The organism is Streptomyces sp. NBC_00620 (genome assembly GCF_026341825.1).
Taxonomy (GTDB): Bacteria; Actinomycetota; Actinomycetes; order Streptomycetales; family Streptomycetaceae; genus Streptomyces.
Genome location: NZ_JAPENY010000001.1, coordinates 3938714 through 3957555 on the forward strand (window position 1 = coordinate 3938714; position 18842 = coordinate 3957555).

At 72.4% G+C, this 18842-nt stretch carries 17 protein-coding genes; 7 read left to right on the forward strand and 10 right to left on the reverse strand.

What is annotated here, in order from left to right:
* The first annotated feature begins 1 nt into the window (after position 1).
* Both OG246_RS18045 and OG246_RS18050 read left to right on the forward strand, forming a co-directional pair.
* A complete protein-coding gene (locus OG246_RS18045; protein ID WP_266464326.1) occupies positions 2-1354 on the forward strand; it encodes an NAD(P)/FAD-dependent oxidoreductase in 1353 nt (450 codons plus the stop codon).
* A gap of 61 nt (positions 1355-1415) precedes the next feature.
* Positions 1416-2315, forward strand: a complete 900-nt coding sequence (locus tag OG246_RS18050; protein WP_266464329.1) for a RimK family alpha-L-glutamate ligase — start codon at positions 1416-1418, stop codon at positions 2313-2315.
* Here the strand turns inward: OG246_RS18050 and OG246_RS18055 are convergent.
* The 10 genes from OG246_RS18055 to OG246_RS18100 form a co-directional block, all read right to left on the reverse strand.
* The gene (locus OG246_RS18055; protein ID WP_266463052.1) at positions 2299-2904 is read right to left on the reverse strand and encodes a hypothetical protein; all 606 of its coding nucleotides are present in this window, start codon (positions 2902-2904) and stop codon (positions 2299-2301) included. The genes OG246_RS18050 and OG246_RS18055 overlap by 17 nt on opposite strands.
* The gene (locus OG246_RS18060; RefSeq protein ID WP_266463055.1) at positions 2807-3703 is read right to left on the reverse strand and encodes an FkbM family methyltransferase; all 897 of its coding nucleotides are present in this window, start codon (positions 3701-3703) and stop codon (positions 2807-2809) included. Before OG246_RS18060 ends, OG246_RS18055 begins: the two co-directional genes overlap by 98 nt.
* The gene (locus tag OG246_RS18065) at positions 3700-3927 is read right to left on the reverse strand and encodes a Trm112 family protein (RefSeq protein WP_266463056.1); all 228 of its coding nucleotides are present in this window, start codon (positions 3925-3927) and stop codon (positions 3700-3702) included. The genes OG246_RS18060 and OG246_RS18065 overlap by 4 nt, the downstream gene beginning before the upstream one ends.
* Positions 3924-4829, reverse strand: coding sequence for a hypothetical protein (locus tag OG246_RS18070; RefSeq protein ID WP_266464333.1), 906 nt, complete (start codon positions 4827-4829; stop codon positions 3924-3926). Before OG246_RS18070 ends, OG246_RS18065 begins: the two co-directional genes overlap by 4 nt.
* A gap of 15 nt (positions 4830-4844) precedes the next feature.
* The gene (locus OG246_RS18075) at positions 4845-5603 is read right to left on the reverse strand and encodes a bifunctional 2-polyprenyl-6-hydroxyphenol methylase/3-demethylubiquinol 3-O-methyltransferase UbiG (RefSeq protein WP_266463059.1); all 759 of its coding nucleotides are present in this window, start codon (positions 5601-5603) and stop codon (positions 4845-4847) included.
* The gene (locus OG246_RS18080) at positions 5600-6937 is read right to left on the reverse strand and encodes a condensation protein (RefSeq protein ID WP_266463062.1); all 1338 of its coding nucleotides are present in this window, start codon (positions 6935-6937) and stop codon (positions 5600-5602) included. The genes OG246_RS18075 and OG246_RS18080 overlap by 4 nt, the downstream gene beginning before the upstream one ends.
* Positions 6934-11553, reverse strand: a complete 4620-nt coding sequence (locus OG246_RS18085) for an alpha-(1->3)-arabinofuranosyltransferase family protein (RefSeq protein ID WP_266463065.1) — start codon at positions 11551-11553, stop codon at positions 6934-6936. The genes OG246_RS18080 and OG246_RS18085 overlap by 4 nt, the downstream gene beginning before the upstream one ends.
* Positions 11550-12335: a class I SAM-dependent methyltransferase gene (locus OG246_RS18090; protein WP_266463068.1), complete on the reverse strand. Its 786-nt coding sequence runs from the start codon at positions 12333-12335 to the stop codon at positions 11550-11552. Before OG246_RS18090 ends, OG246_RS18085 begins: the two co-directional genes overlap by 4 nt.
* The gene (locus tag OG246_RS18095) at positions 12332-13486 is read right to left on the reverse strand and encodes a glycosyltransferase family 4 protein (protein ID WP_266463071.1); all 1155 of its coding nucleotides are present in this window, start codon (positions 13484-13486) and stop codon (positions 12332-12334) included. Before OG246_RS18095 ends, OG246_RS18090 begins: the two co-directional genes overlap by 4 nt.
* 258 nt (positions 13487-13744) lie before the next feature.
* Positions 13745-14722 carry a DUF3068 domain-containing protein gene (locus OG246_RS18100; protein WP_266463073.1) on the reverse strand — a complete coding sequence of 326 codons (978 nt, stop codon included), beginning with the start codon at positions 14720-14722 and terminating at the stop codon, positions 13745-13747.
* Between the two features lie 299 nt (positions 14723-15021).
* On the opposite strand from OG246_RS18100, the gene OG246_RS18105 reads away from it, so the two are divergent.
* The 5 genes from OG246_RS18105 to OG246_RS18125 all read left to right on the forward strand — a co-directional run bounded on the left by OG246_RS18105 (position 15022) and on the right by OG246_RS18125 (position 18799).
* On the forward strand, positions 15022-15174 hold the full coding sequence (locus OG246_RS18105) for a hypothetical protein (protein ID WP_266463075.1): 153 nt from the start codon (positions 15022-15024) through the stop codon (positions 15172-15174).
* Between the two features lies 1 nt (position 15175).
* Positions 15176-15616 (forward strand): hypothetical protein, encoded by a 441-nt coding sequence (locus OG246_RS18110; RefSeq protein WP_266463078.1) that lies wholly within the window; start codon positions 15176-15178, stop codon positions 15614-15616.
* A gap of 68 nt (positions 15617-15684) precedes the next feature.
* The gene (locus tag OG246_RS18115) at positions 15685-17034 is read left to right on the forward strand and encodes a helix-turn-helix domain-containing protein (protein ID WP_266463081.1); all 1350 of its coding nucleotides are present in this window, start codon (positions 15685-15687) and stop codon (positions 17032-17034) included.
* A gap of 155 nt (positions 17035-17189) precedes the next feature.
* Positions 17190-17963 carry an IclR family transcriptional regulator gene (locus OG246_RS18120; RefSeq protein WP_266463084.1) on the forward strand — a complete coding sequence of 258 codons (774 nt, stop codon included), beginning with the start codon at positions 17190-17192 and terminating at the stop codon, positions 17961-17963.
* A complete protein-coding gene (locus tag OG246_RS18125; protein WP_266463087.1) occupies positions 17960-18799 on the forward strand; it encodes an SMP-30/gluconolactonase/LRE family protein in 840 nt (279 codons plus the stop codon). The genes OG246_RS18120 and OG246_RS18125 overlap by 4 nt, the downstream gene beginning before the upstream one ends.
* Positions 18800-18842 lie beyond the last annotated feature (43 nt).

Consider the following 18842-nt stretch of genomic DNA (forward strand, 5'->3'; position numbering starts at 1 on the left):
CATGCTCGCGGCCCGCGCCCTGGCCGAGTTCGCGGACGTCGTCACGATCGTCGAGCGGGACGCCCTGCCCGAGGGCCCCGAGCGCCGCAAGAACCTGCCCCAGGCCCAGCACCCGCATGCGCTGTGGTCCGGCGGCGCCCGGGCGATCGAGGAACTCCTGCCGGGTGTCACCGGGCGGCTCGCGGAAGCCGGTGCGCGCCACCTCGCGGTCACGACGGACATGGTCGTGCTGTCGGCCCAGGGCTGGTTCCGGCGCTGGAACGAGTCCCACCACATGGTCCTGATCAGCCGCTACCTGCTCGACGCGATCGTCCGTGCGCTGGTCCTCGACGACGACCGGATCAAGCTCGTGGAGCGCGCGGAGGCGCTCGGCCTCGAAGGCACCGCCGCCGCTGTCACCGGAGTCCGCGTCCGCGGCGCCGACGGCGCCGAGTCCGTCCTGTCGGCCGACCTGGTCGTCGACGCCACCGGACGCGGCTCCCGCGCACCGGAGTGGCTGGCGGCGCTCGGCCTGGCCGCACCGAAGCAGCGCGAGGTCAACTCCGGCCTGGCGTACGCCAGTCGGATGTACCTCGCCCCCGAGAGCGCACGGGAAGGCTTCCCCGTCATCAATGTGCAGGCCGACCCGAGCGAGGGGCGCCCCGGCCGGGCGGGCTTTCTGCTGCCCATCGAGAACGGGCGCTGGATGGTCATGCTGACGGGCACCCGAGGGGGCGAACCGACCGCCGACGAGAGCGACTTCGAGCGGTTCGCCACGGAGGAGCTGAGCCATCCCGTCATCGGGGAGTTCCTCGCGGGCGCCGAGCCCCTGTCCGGCGTCGCCTTCACCCGGTCCACCGTGAACCGCCGCTACTACTACGAGCGTTCGCGGCGCTGGCCCGACGGGTTCGCGGTCCTCGGCGACGCGCTCGCCGCGTACAACCCGGTCTACGGGCACGGCATGTCGGTCGCCGCGCAGAGCGCCCTCGCCCTGCGCGAGGTGATCCGCCGCCGAGGCTGGGGCACCCCCGGGCTGGCACGCGCCGTACAGAAGGCCGTGGCCCGGCCGGTCAACGCGGCCTGGGACCTGGCGACCGGCCTGGACGTCTTCTACCCGGGAGCGACGCAGAACGGCCCCACGCTCAGGGACAGGATCATCGCCGCGTACGCGAACCGGCTCCTGTACACCGCCACCGGCAACGGCCGCATCGCCCGCCGCTTCACCGACGTGTCGTCCCTGGAGCGCGGCGCGCACATCCTGTTCGCCCCCAGCGTCCTCCTCGCCGCCGTGGTCGGCCCGCTCAAGCCGCAGCTCACCGAACCGCCCCTCACGGACGAGGAGTGGAAATCCGCAGGTCAGGCCCGCTTCAGCTAGTCTGCGGCGGGATCACCCCGAGATGTCGCACGAGGACGCCGTACGCGGAACCCGTACGAGGATGGAGTCAGCCGTGGCCCGCAGTGCCGCACGTGCCCGTATCGCGCTCGCCACCTACAACCCGGGCGAGGAGCCCAGCGCGGACCGGGATCTGCCGGTGCTGGCGGCGGCGTTGGAGGAGGCGGGGGCCGAGGTCGGTGTCCGGTACTGGGACGACCCGGAGGTCGACTGGGCCGGGTTCGACCTCGTCGTCATCCGGTCGACCTGGGACTACAGCTGGCGGGCCGCGGAGTTCGTGGCGTGGGCCGGGCGGTGCGGGCAGGTGACTCGGCTGGCCAACCCGGTGGGGGTGGTGCAGTGGAACGCCGACAAGCGGTACATCGGGGATCTGGCGGAGGCGGGGGTTCCGGTGGTGCCGACCCGGTATGTCGCGCCCGGGGACCCCGTCGAGCTTCCCGACGACCGTGAGTTCGTCGTGAAGCCCACCGCCGGCGCGGGCGCCCGGTATGCCGCCCGGTACACCCCCGAGGAGCGGGAGACCGCCGTACGGCATCTCGCGCGGATGCACGCGGAGGGGCTGACCGCGATGGTGCAGCCGTATGTGAAGAACATCGACGCCGGGGGCGAGCGGGCGCTCCAGTTCTTCGGCGGGCGCCTGCTGCACGCCAGCAGGAAGGGCGCCGTGCTCGAGCCCGGGACGTCGTACGACGAGGACAAGGTCGCACATCCGAGGCTCGAGCCCTGGGAGCCGACCCCGGCCGAACTCTCCGTCGCCGAGCGGGCGTTGGCGGCCGTACCGGATGCCGGCGAGGTGCTCTACGCCCGGGTGGACCTGGTCGACGGGGACGATGGCGAGCCGTGTGTCATGGAGCTGGAACTGATCGAGCCCAATCTCTTCCTCTGGCTGCACCCGGAGTCGGTACCCGCGGTCGCGGAGGCGATCGTCACGGCTGCCCTTTGACGCCCACCCGCTGCAACAGCCCCCAGGTGAACTCCGCCGCGCAGTCCTGTCGTACGCCCGACGCGTCCGGGGCCTTGAACGCCAGCCCCCAGCGCGTGGGTGCCGTGCCCTCCAGGGGCCGGGCGGGTGCGAAGGCGCGGGCCGCCTCGTCGACCGTGCAGGACCAGGGGGTCAGGTCGTCGAGGCTCTCGAGGACCGGACCCGGGGCGCCCGGTGCGCGGACCAGCCATTCGTTCCAGGCGATGCCGTTCGAGGCCACCAGGACCTCGAAGCGGAGGTCGGGCCAGAGGGGGACGGGCCAGAGCAGGGCCTCGCAGGCCAGGTCGCCGATCTGGCGAGGGGTTACGGACTCCGGGGTACCGAGGATCGAGCGGTAGCGGGAGGTGGCCGCCCGGGAGCGCGGGGCGTGCAGCATCGCCTGCCAGCGGCGGTTGGCCTCGCGCATGTCGGCGATGGAGACGCCCAGTTCGTGGCGGGCGTCCTCGACGAGGTCAGGATTGTGGTCCGCCATGCGGCGCAGCAGGACCAGCTGGAAGTCGAGAGCGGTGAACGGGGTGGTGGGACGCTTTCCGGACGGCATGGGGTCCATCGTCGCGTATGCGGTACGCGCCCGGGCGGTGGCCGTCCGGGAGGAAGAGCACCGAGTTCACGTAGCGGGGGCCGCGTGGCGGAAGCACCCTGCGCAGCAGGCCCTGCGAGACGACGTGGGACGTCCGGGCCTGGTGGGCCTCCAGGGGGAAGGACGCGAGGGGCAGCCAGGTGTCGCCTGGCAGGACCCAGCCCGCGTAGCCCTGCTGGGCGAGGTGGGAGATCACCGGGGCGACGGGCTGGATACGGGACTCCAGCTCGATGAAGAGAGCCGGGCGGTCGCGGGCGATGAGGGCGCTCGCGCCGCGCAGGACCGCCATTTCATTGCCGTCCACGTCGATCTTGACGAAGTCGACGTTGCGAAGGTTCAGGCTGTCGAGGGTCAGGCAGGGGACCTCCAGGGCGTTGGCGTGGATGTCCCTGCGGACCAGGGACGACACACCCCGGTCGCCCGCGTCGTCCGGCGGCAGCCACAGGCGGGCGGTGCCCCGGCGGTCGGAGGCGGCGGCGTGGATCACGCGCACGTTCGCGGGGCTCGCGGAGGAGAGGAGCCGGGCCAGGTGCGGGACCGGCTCGACGCTCACCACCCGGCCTGCCCGGTCGGCCAGCCGGTGCGTCCAGGGGCCGTACCAGCCGCCCACGTCCACCGCCGTGCGGCAGCCGGGCGGGCAGAGGTCCCCCAGCCGCGCCAGCTCGGGTTCGAAGCGCGGGTAGACGAGCCGGGCGGTCGCGGCGACCAGACGGATGGGCAGGAAGCGGGCCAGGCGGGCGGTCAGGGTCCTCGGCGAAGGGCTGCTCATGGGGCCATCCTCTTGAGGAGTTCCTCGTGTTCGTCCTCCGTCACCTGCTCGCCGGAGGACGGCAGCAGCTGCGGGATGCCGTCCACGATCGGGTAACGGCGTTGCAGGCGGGGGTTGTACAGCGCGGCCTCCGACCCCAGGGACTCATCGGGTACGAGCAGGTGCAGCGGGCCCTTGTCTAGCGGGCAGGCCAGGATCTTCAGCAGCGGGTCGTCGGGGTTCACGGGGGAGTCAACTCCTTGGTGGCAATGGGGGGTTGGGGCGCGGTGTCGTGCTTGGGCATGGCGAGCAGGACGGACACCGCGAGGGCGGTGCCGGCCAGGCGCAGCGCGAGCCGCACCGGTTCGTGCGGCAGCGCCTCGCCGAACGCGAGCGTGCCAAGGACCGCCGTGAACAGACACGTCACCGTCGTACAGACCGGCACGATCAGCGAGGCCCGGCAGCGCTGCAGCGCCGCCTGCGACATGACCAGGCCGAACGCGCCGGTGAAGAGCAGGAGATAGGGGTACGGGGAGCGCAGCAGGCCAACCACCGCTCCGCCCAGTCCACTTGTCGTCAGATAGCTGGACACACCCTTGATGGCGAGCGAGCTCACCCCGTACAACAGGCCCACCGCCACGCCGTATTCGACGCCGGTGGTCGGCATCCGGTGCCGGTGCCGGGAACGGCGCTCGGCGGACCCGTACAGCCAGATGCCCATCGCGAGGGTCGGCAGGCAGACGGTGAGGATCAGGGGCGCCGGAGCGCTGCGGCTGACCGTGTCCGAGTCCTCGCTCAGGGACAGCACCACCATCAGCAGGGCGGCGAGGATCGCGCCGAGTGCGTACCGCTCGCGGCCCGTCGTCTCCTCGCCGAGCAGCCGGGAGGAGAGCAGTACGAGGAGGACCAGCCCGGAGACGAAGATGCCCTGCGCGGCGGCGATGGGAAGCGTGCGGTAGACGGCGAGTTGGGCACCGAACCCGGCCGCGAGGGACAGCGAGCCGCCGATCCACAGGGGACTGCCCAGGACCAGCCGAAGCAGACGGGCGGGGCGGCGGATGTCGACCTCCGGCATGGCCGCCAACGCGCGTTTCTCCAGGACGAATCCGGTGCTGTACAGGACGTTCGCCAGCAGGGCCGCGGCCACTCCCCACCACATGGGCTACGTCCTTCGCGCGTGCAGGAGCAGGATGGAGGACGCCGACGGGACCGCGCAGGCCAGCCGGTCCAGCGCTCGCAGCGGACGCGGTACGCCGTGGAAGGGCGCGCCCCGCAACCGTTCGACCTCGAAGCCCGACGCCGTCACGAACTCCCGCAGCGCGCGGGCGGTGTAGAGCCGCAGATGGCCCACGACCTCCTTGCCGGGGCGGCCGTGGATCGCGCGCAGGCTCACCTCCGAGAACACGGGCTGCACACCGGCAAGGAGCAGGGCGCGGTTGTACCAGGCGGCGAGGTTCGGGGTGGAGAGCATCAGGTGGCCCCCGGGGCGCAGGACCCGGCGGATCTCGTCGAGTGCGCTGTCCGGGTCGACGAGGTGCTCGATGACCTCGCTGAACAGCACGGCGTCGGCCGACGCCGTCCTGAACGGCAGCCCGCCGTCGGTGAGTTCGCCGCGGATCGCGTACGGCACATGGGCGTGGGCCCGTCTGAGGGCGTCCTGCGACCAGTCGACGCCGATGAGGCGGTGCCCGGCGAGAAGGGGCGCGGCGGTCGCGGCGGCGGAGCCGTCGCCGCAGCCGATGTCCAGGACGGTCCTGGTGCCCGCCGTCGCCGGGCCGAGCGCGGCGGCCAGCATGCGGGCCTGGCGCAGGCTGCGGGCGGCACCGGAGGCGACGGGGACGCCGGGGTCCTCGTAGAAGTCGCGAAGTCCCCGGCGTACGACGTCTGTTGCCGGGGTTGCCGCAGGGGCCTTGGTCGTCATGGGCCGTTCTCCTCCGTCGCGTGCAGATAGTGCTCGAAGAGGTCGCGGAGGTGGGCGCCGTCGCCGTGGCTGAGCAGGGTCCGCGACCAGCGCAGGGCGACGTGCAGGCGGCCCGCGGTGGACGCGGTCGTGACGGTCAGCCCGCGGGGCATCCGGGCGGGCGCCGAGAACCAGACCGCGTTGGCGCGGCCCGCCGCTTCCCCGAAGTCCAGCGGGTACGGGATCCGGCCGATGTTGCTCAGCAGCGTGGTCGACGTCCACGGGCCGGCCGCCCTGCGCAGGCCCCGGGTGAGGGCGGCCCGCCAGGCCACCGGGACCACGGGGGCGGTCAAGAGGGCGGCCCCGTGGCCGAGTTGGGGGCGGTCCACGGACTTCAGGGCCTGGGTGCGGAGCGCGGTGCGGCGCAGCAGCTCGCCCATCCGCGCCGGGTCCGTCTTCTCCGGCAGTCTCAACTCTTCGGGTGCAAAGGTGACTTCGACGAGTCTCGTGCCGTTCCCGATGGGCATGTCCATATCCCTGGAGCGGTCGTCGACCGGCATGGTGATCCGCAGCGGGCGTGGCCGGGCGCCGTGTTCCCGGTTCCAGTGGGCGAGCATCAGTGCGGTGGTGACCATGAGCTGGTCGTTCACCGTGTAGGGGGAGCCCTTGGGGCGCCGCGGGACGTTGAGCTCGGTGACGAGCAGCCCGTTGCCGGGGGAGGGTTCGGGGGTGCCGTGGGCCACGCGGGCGGGCGGGGCCCAGCTGGAGGGGGTGTCGACCCGCTGGGCCTCCGGGGCTCCGGGAGTGCGTACGGGGGGTGCGGCGGGGGAGTTGTCCCGGCCGCCGTACAGTTCCGCCGCCGTGGCCAGGATGCGGAGGCAGGCGGGGCCGTCGAGTGCCGTGTGATTCATGGTGAGGAAGAGGACGGTGCCCTCGGACGCGCCGTCCTCGTCGACGACTTCCAGCCGGACCGGCGGTGCGGCCGACAGCGGCGGGGCGACGTCCAACGCCCGGTCGCGGGCATGCTTGAGCGCGTCCCGGTCCGGCGGCGGGAACGTCACCACCTCCACGTCCGGGCCGTCGGTGAGCTCCCACTCGTAGCGCCGGCGGTACCAGGGGCCCGGCGCCTCCCGCATCAGGATGCGCGGGTGCCGGCGCAGGGCCTCGGTGAAGACCGACCGCAGGCGGGCGTGGTCGAGCCGCCCCGGCAGATGGACCTCGATGTGAACGGTCTCCGGCTCCGCCTCCTGGAGGCAGTGCCGGGAGACTTCGTCGACAACGGGGAAGGGAACCCGCGCGGGGGGCCCGACCGGCCCGCCCGCACCGTTCCGCGCCGGGTGCTCGACCGCGGTCATGTGGCCTTGTCCCTGGGCGCGTCGTCCGAGGAAGTCGCCTTGAACCTCGACTTACGGAACGGGTTCCGCACGGTCGGCGGCTCGGGTTCGGGCTGGGCGGATCCGGGACCACGGGCGGAGATGGTCGGCCCGGACTCGGGCCTGGGCTTTTCCAGCTCCGGCCCGGGAGGATCCAGCTCCGCCCGGGGGAGATCCAGCCCCGGCCGGGGAGAATTCAGCCCCTCCGGCGCTTGAGGAGCGGGGTCCGGGGCGGAGCCCCGGGAAGGGACGGGTAGGGGCGGAGGGGGCGAACCAACATCGGTCCCCGACTCGGACCGCACAGCCGACGCACCGGGATCGGCACCAGGCTTCCCCTTGCCCGGCTCGCCCCCGGCGGGGGGCCCAAACGCCCCCGGCCCCGGGTTCTCCCCCCGCACCCGCTGCGGCAACGGCGCCGTCGGCGCCTCCGCCCCGGGAGCCCCCGGCGGCGCCCCCCACTGCCAAGGCGGCGGCCCGGCGGGCACAGCCTCCCGCACAGTCACCAACGCCGCGAACAACCCGATCAACGCCAGCAGTTGAGCCACCGGCCCGAACGCCCCCGCGTCGGAGGCCACCGCCTCCCCGGCCCCCGTCGAGGCGGCAATCCCCGCCCCGGCGAGCGCGAGAAACGCGATCGGCACGAGCAGCGAATGCCGTTTCCACGCGAGCAGCGCCAGCACAGGCACCAGCAGCGCGAAGAACCCCGCGATCACGATCCCCACCAGGGTCAGCGCGACCAGCCCCAGCCACACCCCGGGCCCCGCCGGAACCGGCTGCGGCTCGTCGGGGTTGGGCGAGCGCCGGCGCCACAGCACGAGGCCCACGAGAGCGGCCACGCCGACCCCGCCGCCGATCAGCCCGGCCTCGTACGTCGTCGAGGGCTCGTACGACAGCTTGACCGTGCCGCCCGAGCCGGACGGGATCTGCCAGCCCTGCTGCCAGCCGTCGAGCCGTACCGGCGTGAGCTCCTTGCCGTTCAGCGTCGCCTTCCAGCCGTCGTTGAAGTTCTCGTACGTCGTGAGGTAGGAGGCCGCGCCCGAGCCGACCGTCACCTCGCGGCGGTCGCCCAGCCAGTCGCGTATCCCCAGTTCACGCCCGGCGGTGGGGGCCTGTGTGACCGTCCCGCGGGTCAGCGTCACGTCGGTGACGGTGAGCGGTCCCGCGTCTCCGGCCTCGACCCGGTGCGAGCCGGAGGCGAGGTCCAACTCCGCGTCCTCGCCGTCGTCCTGGCAGAGCGTCAGGTCGATCGCGCGGCGCTCCACCAGGTCCTGCACGGTCCCGGCCGCGCTTGTCGCGTACAACTTCCCGTCGACCGCGAGCACCGGTCCCTTCCCACAGGGGAGCGAGAACTCCCGGGTGGCCGAGGGCTGCGGGGTGCGGTACTGGTCGAGCGCCGGGATGTACGCCTCCGTGAGTCCGACCGGCAACTGCAGGTCGGCGTCCGCGACCGGGTTGTGGACGGTCAGCGGCGCGGTCTCGGTGACGGTGATGTCGAGCTGGTCGGTGGTGATGGGCTCGAAGCGGGCCCAGCCGTTCTCGTCGACGCCGACGATCGCCGCCCCGTCCGGGGAGGAGATGGCGATCTTCGTCGGGCGGGTCGAGAGACCGCCCGCCGGCGCCAGGACGATCGACGAGACCGCCTGCTTGTCCGGCCAGCTCAGGTGGATCGTCGGGTTGTCGCCCGCGATCCACGCCGTCGTCAGGTCGCCGTCCGTGAGATTGCGCGCCGACAGACCCGAGCCGAGCTGCGCCGTCGAGTCCGCCGTCGCGGTGATCCGGCTCTGCTGCTCCGGCGCCACCTCGTAGAGCAGCTTGTCGAGTTCCTCGCCCGGTACGGGGACCGCGCTCGCCTTGATCTCGTACGTCCCCGACGTCGACGTCGAGAAGACGCGGTGCAGGCCCGCCTCCGTGCCCGTCGGAGAGAGCCCGGTGGGGTCGGCGGAGCGGTGCAGGGAGACGATCTCGGCGGTGGCGTCCGAGTCGCCGGCGTCCGTCGGGAGCCGCAGCAGACGGGTCACCTGGACGTTCGGGAGGTCGATCTCGGAGAAGCCCGCACCGGTCAGACCGGCGTGCTGCTCCGTGGAGTCGACGATCGTGATCTTCAGCCAACTCGTGTCGCCGACAGGTGACTTGATGCTCTGCGCCATGCCGTTCGGCTGGAGATAGCTCGTGACGGAACCCTTCTCCGTCTCCACCCGCACCCGCGTCGCCGCGGACCGCACCCCGTCCTGGGGCAGCGGCGTCACCTTGAACGACGACGGCATGTCCACGGAATCGGTGAAGCCGATCCGCAGCCACTGCCCGTCCGCCGAGCCCGCCGCGCCCTCCGCCCATGCGGTGTCCGGGTTGCCGTCGAAGGCGTTCACGGGGTCGTACTGCGGGAGGTAGAACAGCCAGTTGCCGGTCGAGGAGGCCGTCACCGAGCGGGCGCCGCGCAGTTCGGCGACCGTCTGGTGGTCGATGCCCTCCGTCGGCAGGATCTGGTGCGGTTCCTCACCCGCGTCCTGCGCGCTGTCGCTGTCGTTGCGCTGGTCGGCCGTGTACGTGTACGAGGTGTTGGCGTTGACAAGACCGAAGCGGGTGTCGGCGCGCCGCAGCCCGTCGCCGAGGACCTGGAGTGCCGGAGTCCCGAGCCCCGGATGGTTGTCGCCGGTGAGCACGGTGGCGCGGTCCCGCATCGCCGGGTCGGCGGAGAGCGGGAGGAGAGCCTCGGGGCCGCCGGAGACGACGGCGGTGTCGGCGATCGGCTTGAGCCCGGCCTGCCCCGGCCGCGGCACGTCGTCGCTGACCGGCTCGTAGATCTCGACGGAGCGCTGGCGCGGATAGAGGCCCTCGACCTGGAGGGGAGTGTCCTCGGCGATCCGGCCACCGGTCATCACCGGCCCGAAGCCGGTCACGCGCTGGTAGCCCGACTGCTCCAGGGTCCGCTTCACGGTCGTGGTCGGGACGTAGCCCAGCTGGTCGGGGTCCAGGTCATTGCGTACGACGACGTAGTAGAGGCCGGCCCGGCTCAAGTAGTCGGCCAGGCCCGGGACTTCGGAGCCCGACATCAGGGACTGCTCGACCGCGTCCATCGCGCGCCGGTTGCCCGCGGTACCGAAGGGGACGTAATCGCGCTGCGCCCAGCGGGAGTCGGCGAGGACGTCCAGGGGCTGGTCGATGGGCGAGCCCCAGGTGTAGATGCCGTGCGCGGTGGCGGGGACGACGAGGGCGCGGGAGTCGGGGGAGTACTTCTCCAGCCAGTCGGCCGTGCTCTGCCAGTACTTGGGGAGCTCCTGGAACGAACCCGGGTTCAGGATCGACCCGTTGAGATACGGCCAGGCCAGTCCGGGCAGGATCAGGACCGCCGCGATCAGCGGGGCGAGACGGCGCCCGCGGACCTGCCTGGCCCCCCGCTGCTCCGAGGCGACCCCGACCAGATGGGCCAGCCCGAACACGAGGGCGAGCGCCAGCCCCGTCTGGAACTTGTAGATGTTGCGGAACGGGACGAGCCCGCCGTTCAGCCAGTCCTGGACCACGCCGTGGAAGGGCGCGCCGAACGAACCGCCGTACCCGGCAAGGGTGATGAGCGCGACCGTCAGCACGGTCAGCACGAGCCAGCGCCGCTCGGGCATGTCACGGCGGGCGAGCCCCGCAAGGCCCAGGCCCGCCGCGAGCGCCGAGCAGACGATCACGATCACCGAGGCCACGACGGTCCAGCCCGCGGGCAGCCAGGCCTCGCCGAAGTGCAGATAGGCGACCCAGTTCCCGGCCCCGCGCAGGGTCTCCGTCGCCGACATGGTGGCCGTCGTGGTCTGCGAAGTCTCCACGTACGGAAGGAAGTTCTCCCCGTAGATGCCGAGCACCAGCAGCGGGACCACCCACCAGGCGGTCGCCAGGAGCACGCCGGGAACCCACCAGGCGATCAGCTTGCGCTGCCGGGGGCCGCGTGGGCGGGAGAGGAGATACAGGCCGACGGGGAGGAGGGCGGCGAGGGTCGAGGCCGCGTTCACACCGCCCATGAACGGGATGATCAGCGCCGAGCGGAGGGCCGCGATGCGCGCGCTGTAGCGCTCGTTGGTGAGCGGGAGCAGAACCCACGGGAGGAAGGCGCCGGGGAGCGCGGCGGCCGAGGTCGAGCCGACGACGATCGTGAACACCGGCCACAGCGCGTACGCCACGGCGGCGAGCAGCCGGGACGCGGGCGTGCCGATCCGCAGCCGCTCGGCCAGCCGCAGCGCGCCCCAGAAGGCGACGGACACGACGAGCGACAGCCACAGCCGCTCCGCCAGCCACACCGGGAGGTCGATCAGCTTGCACAGGCCGTAGAACGGCAGCATCGGCCAGACATAGCCGACGTACTGGTCCTGGATGCCGCCGAAGCCGCCCCGGTCGTGCCACAGCTGCCCGAGGTCGGACAGGAACTGCCACGGGTCGAGCGCGACTCCGAGCTTGGTGTCGAAGGTCGTGCGCCCGGGGTGCACCACCAGGAACAGCACGAACACAACAGCCCAGAACCCCAGCAGCCACCGTCGCGACCGCGGCCCCTCGGGGGGTCCTGAGGTGGTCGCGACGGGGCGGACGGCTGCCGGGGGTGGAGCCTGGACCGTGCTCGTCATGGTGGACACCGCCGGAGGATGAGGAGGAGATTCCAGGTGGCGAACTCGCGCAGCCCCGGCGCCTTCGCGACGGCTCCCGCGAGGAACGGCCAGTAGCGGGAGCGCGCCGAGACGACCGTGACGTCGTCGCGGGCGCGCACCTGCCGAAGGGTGGTTCCGATGTGGACGGCGAAGAGGTTCTCGCCGAGGGTGTGCTTGGCCGGTTTCCCGGTACGGCGGCTGTAGCGGGCCCGCGCCCGCTCCGCGCCGAAGTAGTGCCAGGGCGCCCACTCGTGACCGCCCCACGGGGAAAGCCAGTTGGTGAACGACACATAGATCAGCCCGTCCGGCCGGGTCACCCGCACCATCTCGCTGATGAAGGTCCCCGGATCGGCCACGTGCTCAAGGACGTTGGAGGAGAAGCAGACGTCGGCGACCCCGTCCGCCAGCGGCAGCAGATAACCGTCCGCCACGACAGCCGAGTCGGGCGGCTTCGGCCCCAACTCCGCCATGTCCGGCTCGAAGAGATAGGCGTGCGCCCCGCGCCGCCGGAACTCCTCGGTGAAGTACCCGCTGCCACCGCCGACGTCCACGACGGTACGGCCCTCGACGGGGCCGTCGTACGCCTCGACCTGGTCGGCGGCGTCCCGGGCGAGCAGCGAGTAGCAGGCCTCGGGGTCGTCCTGCTCGTGCAGGAACGCACGGAAGAGGGCGAGGGAGCGGCGTATGGAGGGGTCCTTGAGACCCGTACCCCCACTCGCGCGCTCGTCCGCGCCCTTTCCCGTCCCGATCGGGGCCGTCATGGCGCCCAGCTCCTCACCGCCTCGCCGGCCACCGCCCTGAACTGGCGGACCGTGTGGTTCCAGCGGTACTGGGCGGCGCGGTCGCGGGCCGCCTTGCCCATGAGGGTGCGGCGGTGGGTGGACAGGGCGAGGGTGCACCAGGCCGCGGCGAAGGAGGACTCACCGCGGGCCAGGACGCCCGTCTCGCCGTCCACCACCGAGTCGCGCAGACCGGGTACGTCGAAGGCGATCGCCGGGGTCTCGCGGACCGCGGCCTCCGTGACCACCAGGCCCCAGCCCTCGACGGCCGAGGGGTGCAGCAGCAGCCAGGCGGCACAGAGCAGCCGGTGTTTCTCCGCCTCGGAGACATGCCCGGCGAACTCCACGCCGGGGCCCGCGAGTTGCTCCAGGCGCTCCCGCTCGGGGCCGTCTCCGACGATCACGAGACGGCCGCCGGTGACCGGGCGTACCCGCTCCCACAGCCGCAGCAGCAGATCGATCCGCTTGTACTCGACGAGCCGCCCCATCGCCAGGAACAGCGGCTCCGGTGAGCGCTGGCCCCGTGGCCCCGGCTCCTCGACGCCGTTGTGCACGACCCGGATACGGTCCCGCTCGACCCCGATCGCACGCAGCGCGTGTGCCGTCGACGGAGAGACGGCGACCAGCAGGTTGCGGCGCTGTGCGGCGCCCGCCAGCGCCCAGTGTTCGAGTCTTCGGCCGATCCGGGCCGCGGGCGCCATCGGTCCGCCGAACCGCATCCGCCACAGGTCGGTGTGGACGTGGTTGACCAGGCAGAGCGTGGGTCCGTGGTGCCACATGGGCGCCAGATACGGCATGCCGTTGCACACCTCGACCAGCAGGTCGCAGTCACCGACCTGGCGGTGGAACGTGGGGCGGGCGCGCAGGTAGTGCCCCAGGTCGCCGCCCGCCGAGACGACCCTGTAGTCGCGGTAGGCCGCGGGCCCGCCGCACAACAGGGTGACCTGGTGGCCGAGTTGGGTCAGCCCCTCGGCAAGTCGGTCGACCAGCAGCTCGGAGCCGCCTGCCGCCGGGTTGCCGAGGTCACGACGGGCGAGGAAAACGATTCGGCGCGGCTGGGGGGGAAGCGCCGGAGGGTGCTGCGCGGAGCGCGGGAACGCGGCGCGCAGCGAGGACGGCACGTGCTGGGGCATGGGTGCTCCAACTCGTCTCAGGGTGCGGAACTCAGCGTGGGGGGTCGGGCGGTTGGGCGTGGCGCAGGGTGCGGGAACTCGGATCCGCCGGGGGCCGGCGGAGCTTCAAATCTTCCGATCTGTGGAGTATTGGGGTACTGGCTGTATCGGGAGTGTGGGCGGGCTGTGCTCGGGTGGGGGTGGACAGTTTTCGCCGAGCCGTCGGATGCTGCTACTCACCGAGGTGACAATTTCCGGGGTTTGTGAGCTGACGCCTCATCACATCGTGGGCGCAGGCTGGGAGGACTCGGGCGTATCGGGATGTGGACGCCCGCGTACGACCAAAACGACTCCCGCCGCGGCGAGGACAAATCCCAGCACACCGGCCCCGATGGGCACCGTCTGCCCCACGGCCTTCAGCTGACCGCTCTCCTCCTTCGCCCGGTCCACCGCGAACTCCTGCGTGTCCGCGGTGAAGGCGATCTTCTCGCTGTCCAGGAGCACCGCCGCGTCCTCGGTGCCGCCCGGCGCCCGCAGGGTCTTGCGCGGTCCGGTCTGCGCGTACAGCACGCGTCCCGTGCGCTGGTCGACGACGAGTTCGACGCCGTGGTTGGCGTACCACTCCTCGGCGAGCACCTGGCTGCGCTCGGGCAGGTCGACGATCGCGCCCGGTACGAGCCGCGTCCCGGTCTTGGTCGCCGGGACCGTGCCGGTGAAGCGGAGGCCCTCGTAACCCCGGATCTTCTTGGTGCCGCGGTAGTTCAGAGTGACCGTCGCGCCAAGGGAGTTGTCCCACCAGCGGTACGCGCGTTTCTGCACGTCGAAGGGGAACTTGAGGTACGCCTCGCCCTCGATGTAGGGCTTCTCCTGGCAGCAGTGCACCGGCTTGTTGGTCGTCCGGTCCATGACCCACCGGTGCGGGGTGAACTCCAGCGCGTCGTGCGGGTCGGCCGCGGGCAGCGACTTGTCCGTGTCGACCGTGGTCGTCACGTCCCAGACCCCGTTTCCGCTGGTCTCGCTGGCGGCGACGTCTCCGCGCACCTTCTGGGTGACGGTGATCTTCTGGTCGGGCACGGTGGCGACCTGCTCGACGTCGAAGACGCTGCCCGTGCCTGTGTAGACGGCGGTCTGGTCGATGTCGATCGGATTCACGGCGGCATGTGGTTTCACGTACCACGCGAGCATCGGGGCCAGTACGAGGAGAAAGCTCCCGAGACCCAGCAGGATCAGGGAGAGTGGCGAGGCTTTCCGGCGCATCCGGGCACTCCAGGGGGCGTGTGGCGGCTCGACGCGCGGGTCGTGCGGGCGGGTCGACACCGTGGGGAAAGTGCACCTGCGGTATGGGCCGGGAACCGTAGGCGCACCCTTGACGGAGTGTCAATGCATTGTCGAGACTGTGGACTTGCCGGACGGGACCGGCGAACATCGGGAACGCACCACGGGATCCAACCGGGGAACGGGCAGGGGCCGCCGGCCGCACGACCATGGGACGACCACGGTCACGCGGGCGAAGCGGCCGGGGTGGGGACGACCTCCGACAGAGAGGCTGACCCGCGATGTCCAGACTGCTCGCCGCCGCACTGACCGTCCTGGCCGCCACCGCACTCGCGATCGGCGCCGCGATCGGCATCGTCGCCCTGCTCGACGCGACCCCCGACCAGCCGAACACCCCACTCATCACGTACGAGAACGCCGGACAGGAGCGCTGACGTGCGCGCCACGGGCTGCTACGCCGGGGTCGAGGCGTCCGCCGTGAACGGCCGTGGCGGGGCTGACGTGCCCGCCGCCGACGGGCGTACCGGGGTCGAGTTGGCTGTTGCGGAGGGCCGCGCCGGAGCCGGCGTGCCCGCCGTGGACGGCCGTGCCGGGGTCGAGGCGTCTGCCGCGGAGGGCCGCGCTGGAGCGGAGGTGCCCGCCGCCGACGGCCGTACCGGAGTCGAGGCGCCTGCCGCGGAGGGCCGCGCTGGAGCGGAGGTGTCTGCCGTGGACGGCCGTACCGGAGTCGAGGTGCCCGCCGTGGACGCCCGCGCCCGAGCCGGCGTGCCCGCCGTCGACGCCCCCACCGGACCCCGCGTAACGCCCCGCCACAGCCGAGCCCGGCCCGGTCGGTCGGTCCGGCCGAGCCCGTCACCCATCGGAGCGCTGACGTGACGCCCCCGCCCGTCGTGCGAAGGAGCGCCGACGTCACTCCACCGGCGGCCGTGCGAGGCAGCGCCGACGTGAGCCCACCGTCGCCCATGCGGGGGAGCGCCGACGTCACCCCGCCACCGCCCGTGCGAGGCGGCGGTGATGCGACCCCACCGTCGGCCGTGCGCGGGAGCGCCGATGCGACCCCCCGCCCGGGGGCCGTTCCGACGCGCTCGGCCTGGCGGGACGTCCCCCGGCTCCAGGTGCGCCAGTTCGCGGCGCTCGCGATGGCCGAGGCGCCGGTGCTCGCCGAGGAGATCCTTCAGGAGATCCGGCACGAGTACCCGCAGCTGCCCGTCTTCCTCGACGACTCGGGCGAGCCCATGGCGCTGATCGGCATCCGGCGCGCCATCGAGGTCTTCGTGCAGCACCTGGAGACCGCCGAGGGCCGCCCCCGCGTGCACCCCGAGGTCTTCCAGGAGTTCGGCCGCGGCGAGGGCCTGAACGGCCGCAGCCTCGACTCGCTCCAAGCGATCTACCGGCTCGGCGTCCGGCTCGCCTGGCGCCGCTTCGCCGAGATCGGGCAGCGGGTCGAGATCCCGCCACCGGCGATGTACGAACTCGTCGACGCCGGATACGAGTACCTGGACGGCCTGGTCGACCAGTCCGTACGGGGCTACGCCGAGGCCGCCGCCCGCCAGGCCGGCGAGCGCCTGCGCCTCCAGCGCCGCCTGATGGAGCTGCTGCTCGCCGAACACCACCGCGGCGACCCCGCCGAGGCACTCGGCGAACGTGCCGCCCGCATCGGCTGGCCGCTCCCCGAGAAGGTGGCCGTCGGGGTACTGCTGCGCCCCGCCCGCGAGGCCGTCGCACCCGCCGTGGGCCAGGGCGTGCTGCTCGACATGGAGTACGAGCAGCCCCGCATGGTCGTACCCGAGCCGGACGCCGCGGGCCGCCCCGAACTGCTGCACCGCGCACTGACCGGCTGGTCCGGCGCCATCGGCCCCCCGGTGCCGCTCGCCGACGCGGCGAAGTCGCTGCGCTGGGCGGAGGCCGCCGTACGCCTCATGGAACGGCGCCTGCTCCCCGCAGGCGAGGTCCTGCACTGCACGGAACACACCGAGGCCCTGGTCCTCCTCCAGCCCGAGGAACTCATCGACGACCTCGCCCTGCGCTGCCTCGCCCCGCTCGCCCACTGCGGCCCCACCCATGGGCGCCGCCTCGCCGAGACCCTGCTCGCGTGGCTGGAAACGCGCGGTGGCGCCCCGGAGGTCGCGGCCCGTCTCGGCGTCCACCCCCAGACGGTCCGCTACCGCCTGCGCCAGATACGGGAACTGTGGGGCGACGAGGTCGACCACCCGGACCGCCGCTTCGAGCTGGAGCTCGTCCTCAGGGCGCAACGCCTGCGCGGCGAGCTCGGCGACCCCAGGACGCGACGGTAGCCACGTACCACCAAGGGCGGTAATCACCCGTCACTCAGGTAGTCCACGGTCACACACAGCGCACACCCATTGCCCGCCCAATACCACTATGAGTAACCTGTGTTCGCCATGCCGATCGTCTGTTGAAATTTCGAACACAAGGGAGGGGGCCGGTTGTGGGACGCCTGGTACCTGCCGTAACCCGAGCTCTGGACATACTCGAGCTCTTCCTCGACGGGGACGGCACGCTCTCCGCCCCCGACATCGTGCGCAAGCTGCAACTGCCGCGCACGACCGTGCACGAACTGGTCACCACGCTCGCCGCCCGCTCGTACATCGTGCAGGTACCCGGCCAGCCGGGACGCTACCGGCTCGGCGTGCGGCCGTACCAGCTGGGCAGCCGGTACGCCGAGCAGCTGGACCTCGCCGCCGAGGGCCAGCAGGTCGCCCGCTCGGTCGCCGAGACCTGCGACGAGACCGTACACGTGGCCATCCTGGAGGGCACCGACGTCATCTACATCGCGAAGGTGGACTCCACGCACGCCGTGCGCATGGTGTCCGCCGCGGGCCGACGGCTGCCCGCCCACTGCACCTCCGTCGGCAAGATGCTGCTCGCCTCGCTCCCCGATCCGGAGCTGACGTCCCGCGTCCCCGACGACGCCGACCTGGTCGCGATGACGCCCAACAGCATCACCGAGCCGGCCGCCCTGCGGGTGGCCCTCGACGAGATCCGGCAGCGGGGCATCGCCGTGGAGAGCCGCGAGTCCAACCCGGACGTGAGCTGCGTCGCCGCCCCGGTGCGCGACCGCACGGGCCAGGTCGTCGCCGCGCTCTCCATCTCCGTACCGATGATCCGCTGGAGCGACGAGCGCCTCACCGAACTCGAGCAGCTCGCCGTGAAGGGCGCCGCCGAACTGTCCGAGCGGCTCGGCCACCGGAGCGTGGGATGACGGCCGTCGAGGTCGCGGTACGCGAGCACGCGACGCTGGGGGAGGGACCCACCTGGGACACCGCCGCCCAGCGGCTGATCTGGGTCGACATCCTCGGCTCGCGGATCCACACGTACGACCCGGTGACCGGTCGCCGCACGGTCATGGTCACCGAGCAGCACGTGGGCGCCGCGAAGCCGCGCACGGACGGCGGCCTGGTGGTCAACCTCCGTGACGGCGTGGGGATCTACGACTTCACGGGCTTCCGCTGGCTGCACCGGGACGTCGTTCCCGGCCGCCGCGGCAACGACGCGGCGGTCGCGCCCGACGGCTCCCTGTGGACCGGCACCATGCGCTACGACGAGGCGCCGGGCGGCGGCACCCTGTCACGGATCGCCCCCGACGGCACCGCGACGACCGTCCTCGACGACGTCGCCGTCAGCAACGGCACCGGCTGGAGCCCCGACGGCCGGCTGATGTACTACATCGACTCACCGACGCGCAGCATCGACGTGTTCGACGTCGGTGCCGACCAACTGCCGGTCAACAGACGGCAGTTGGCCTCGGTGGACGAGGGCTTCCCCGACGGTCTCACCGTCGACGCCGACGGCTGCGTCTGGGTGGCCCTCTGGGACGGCGGCGCGGTCCGCCGCTACACCCCGGACGGGGAACTCGACCGAGTGATCGAGCTCCCCGTACTCCGCCCCACCGCCTGCGCGTTCGGCGGCGCCGACCTCACCGACCTGTACATCACCACAGCCCGTACGGGCCTGGAGGCACCGCATCCGCTCTCCGGCTCGGTGCTCGTCGTCCCCGGCGCCGGCAAGGGGCTCGCGCAGCCCGCGTTCGCGGGATAGCCCCGCTCCGACGACGAACTCCCTGAAGTCCCCGACCGCGTGC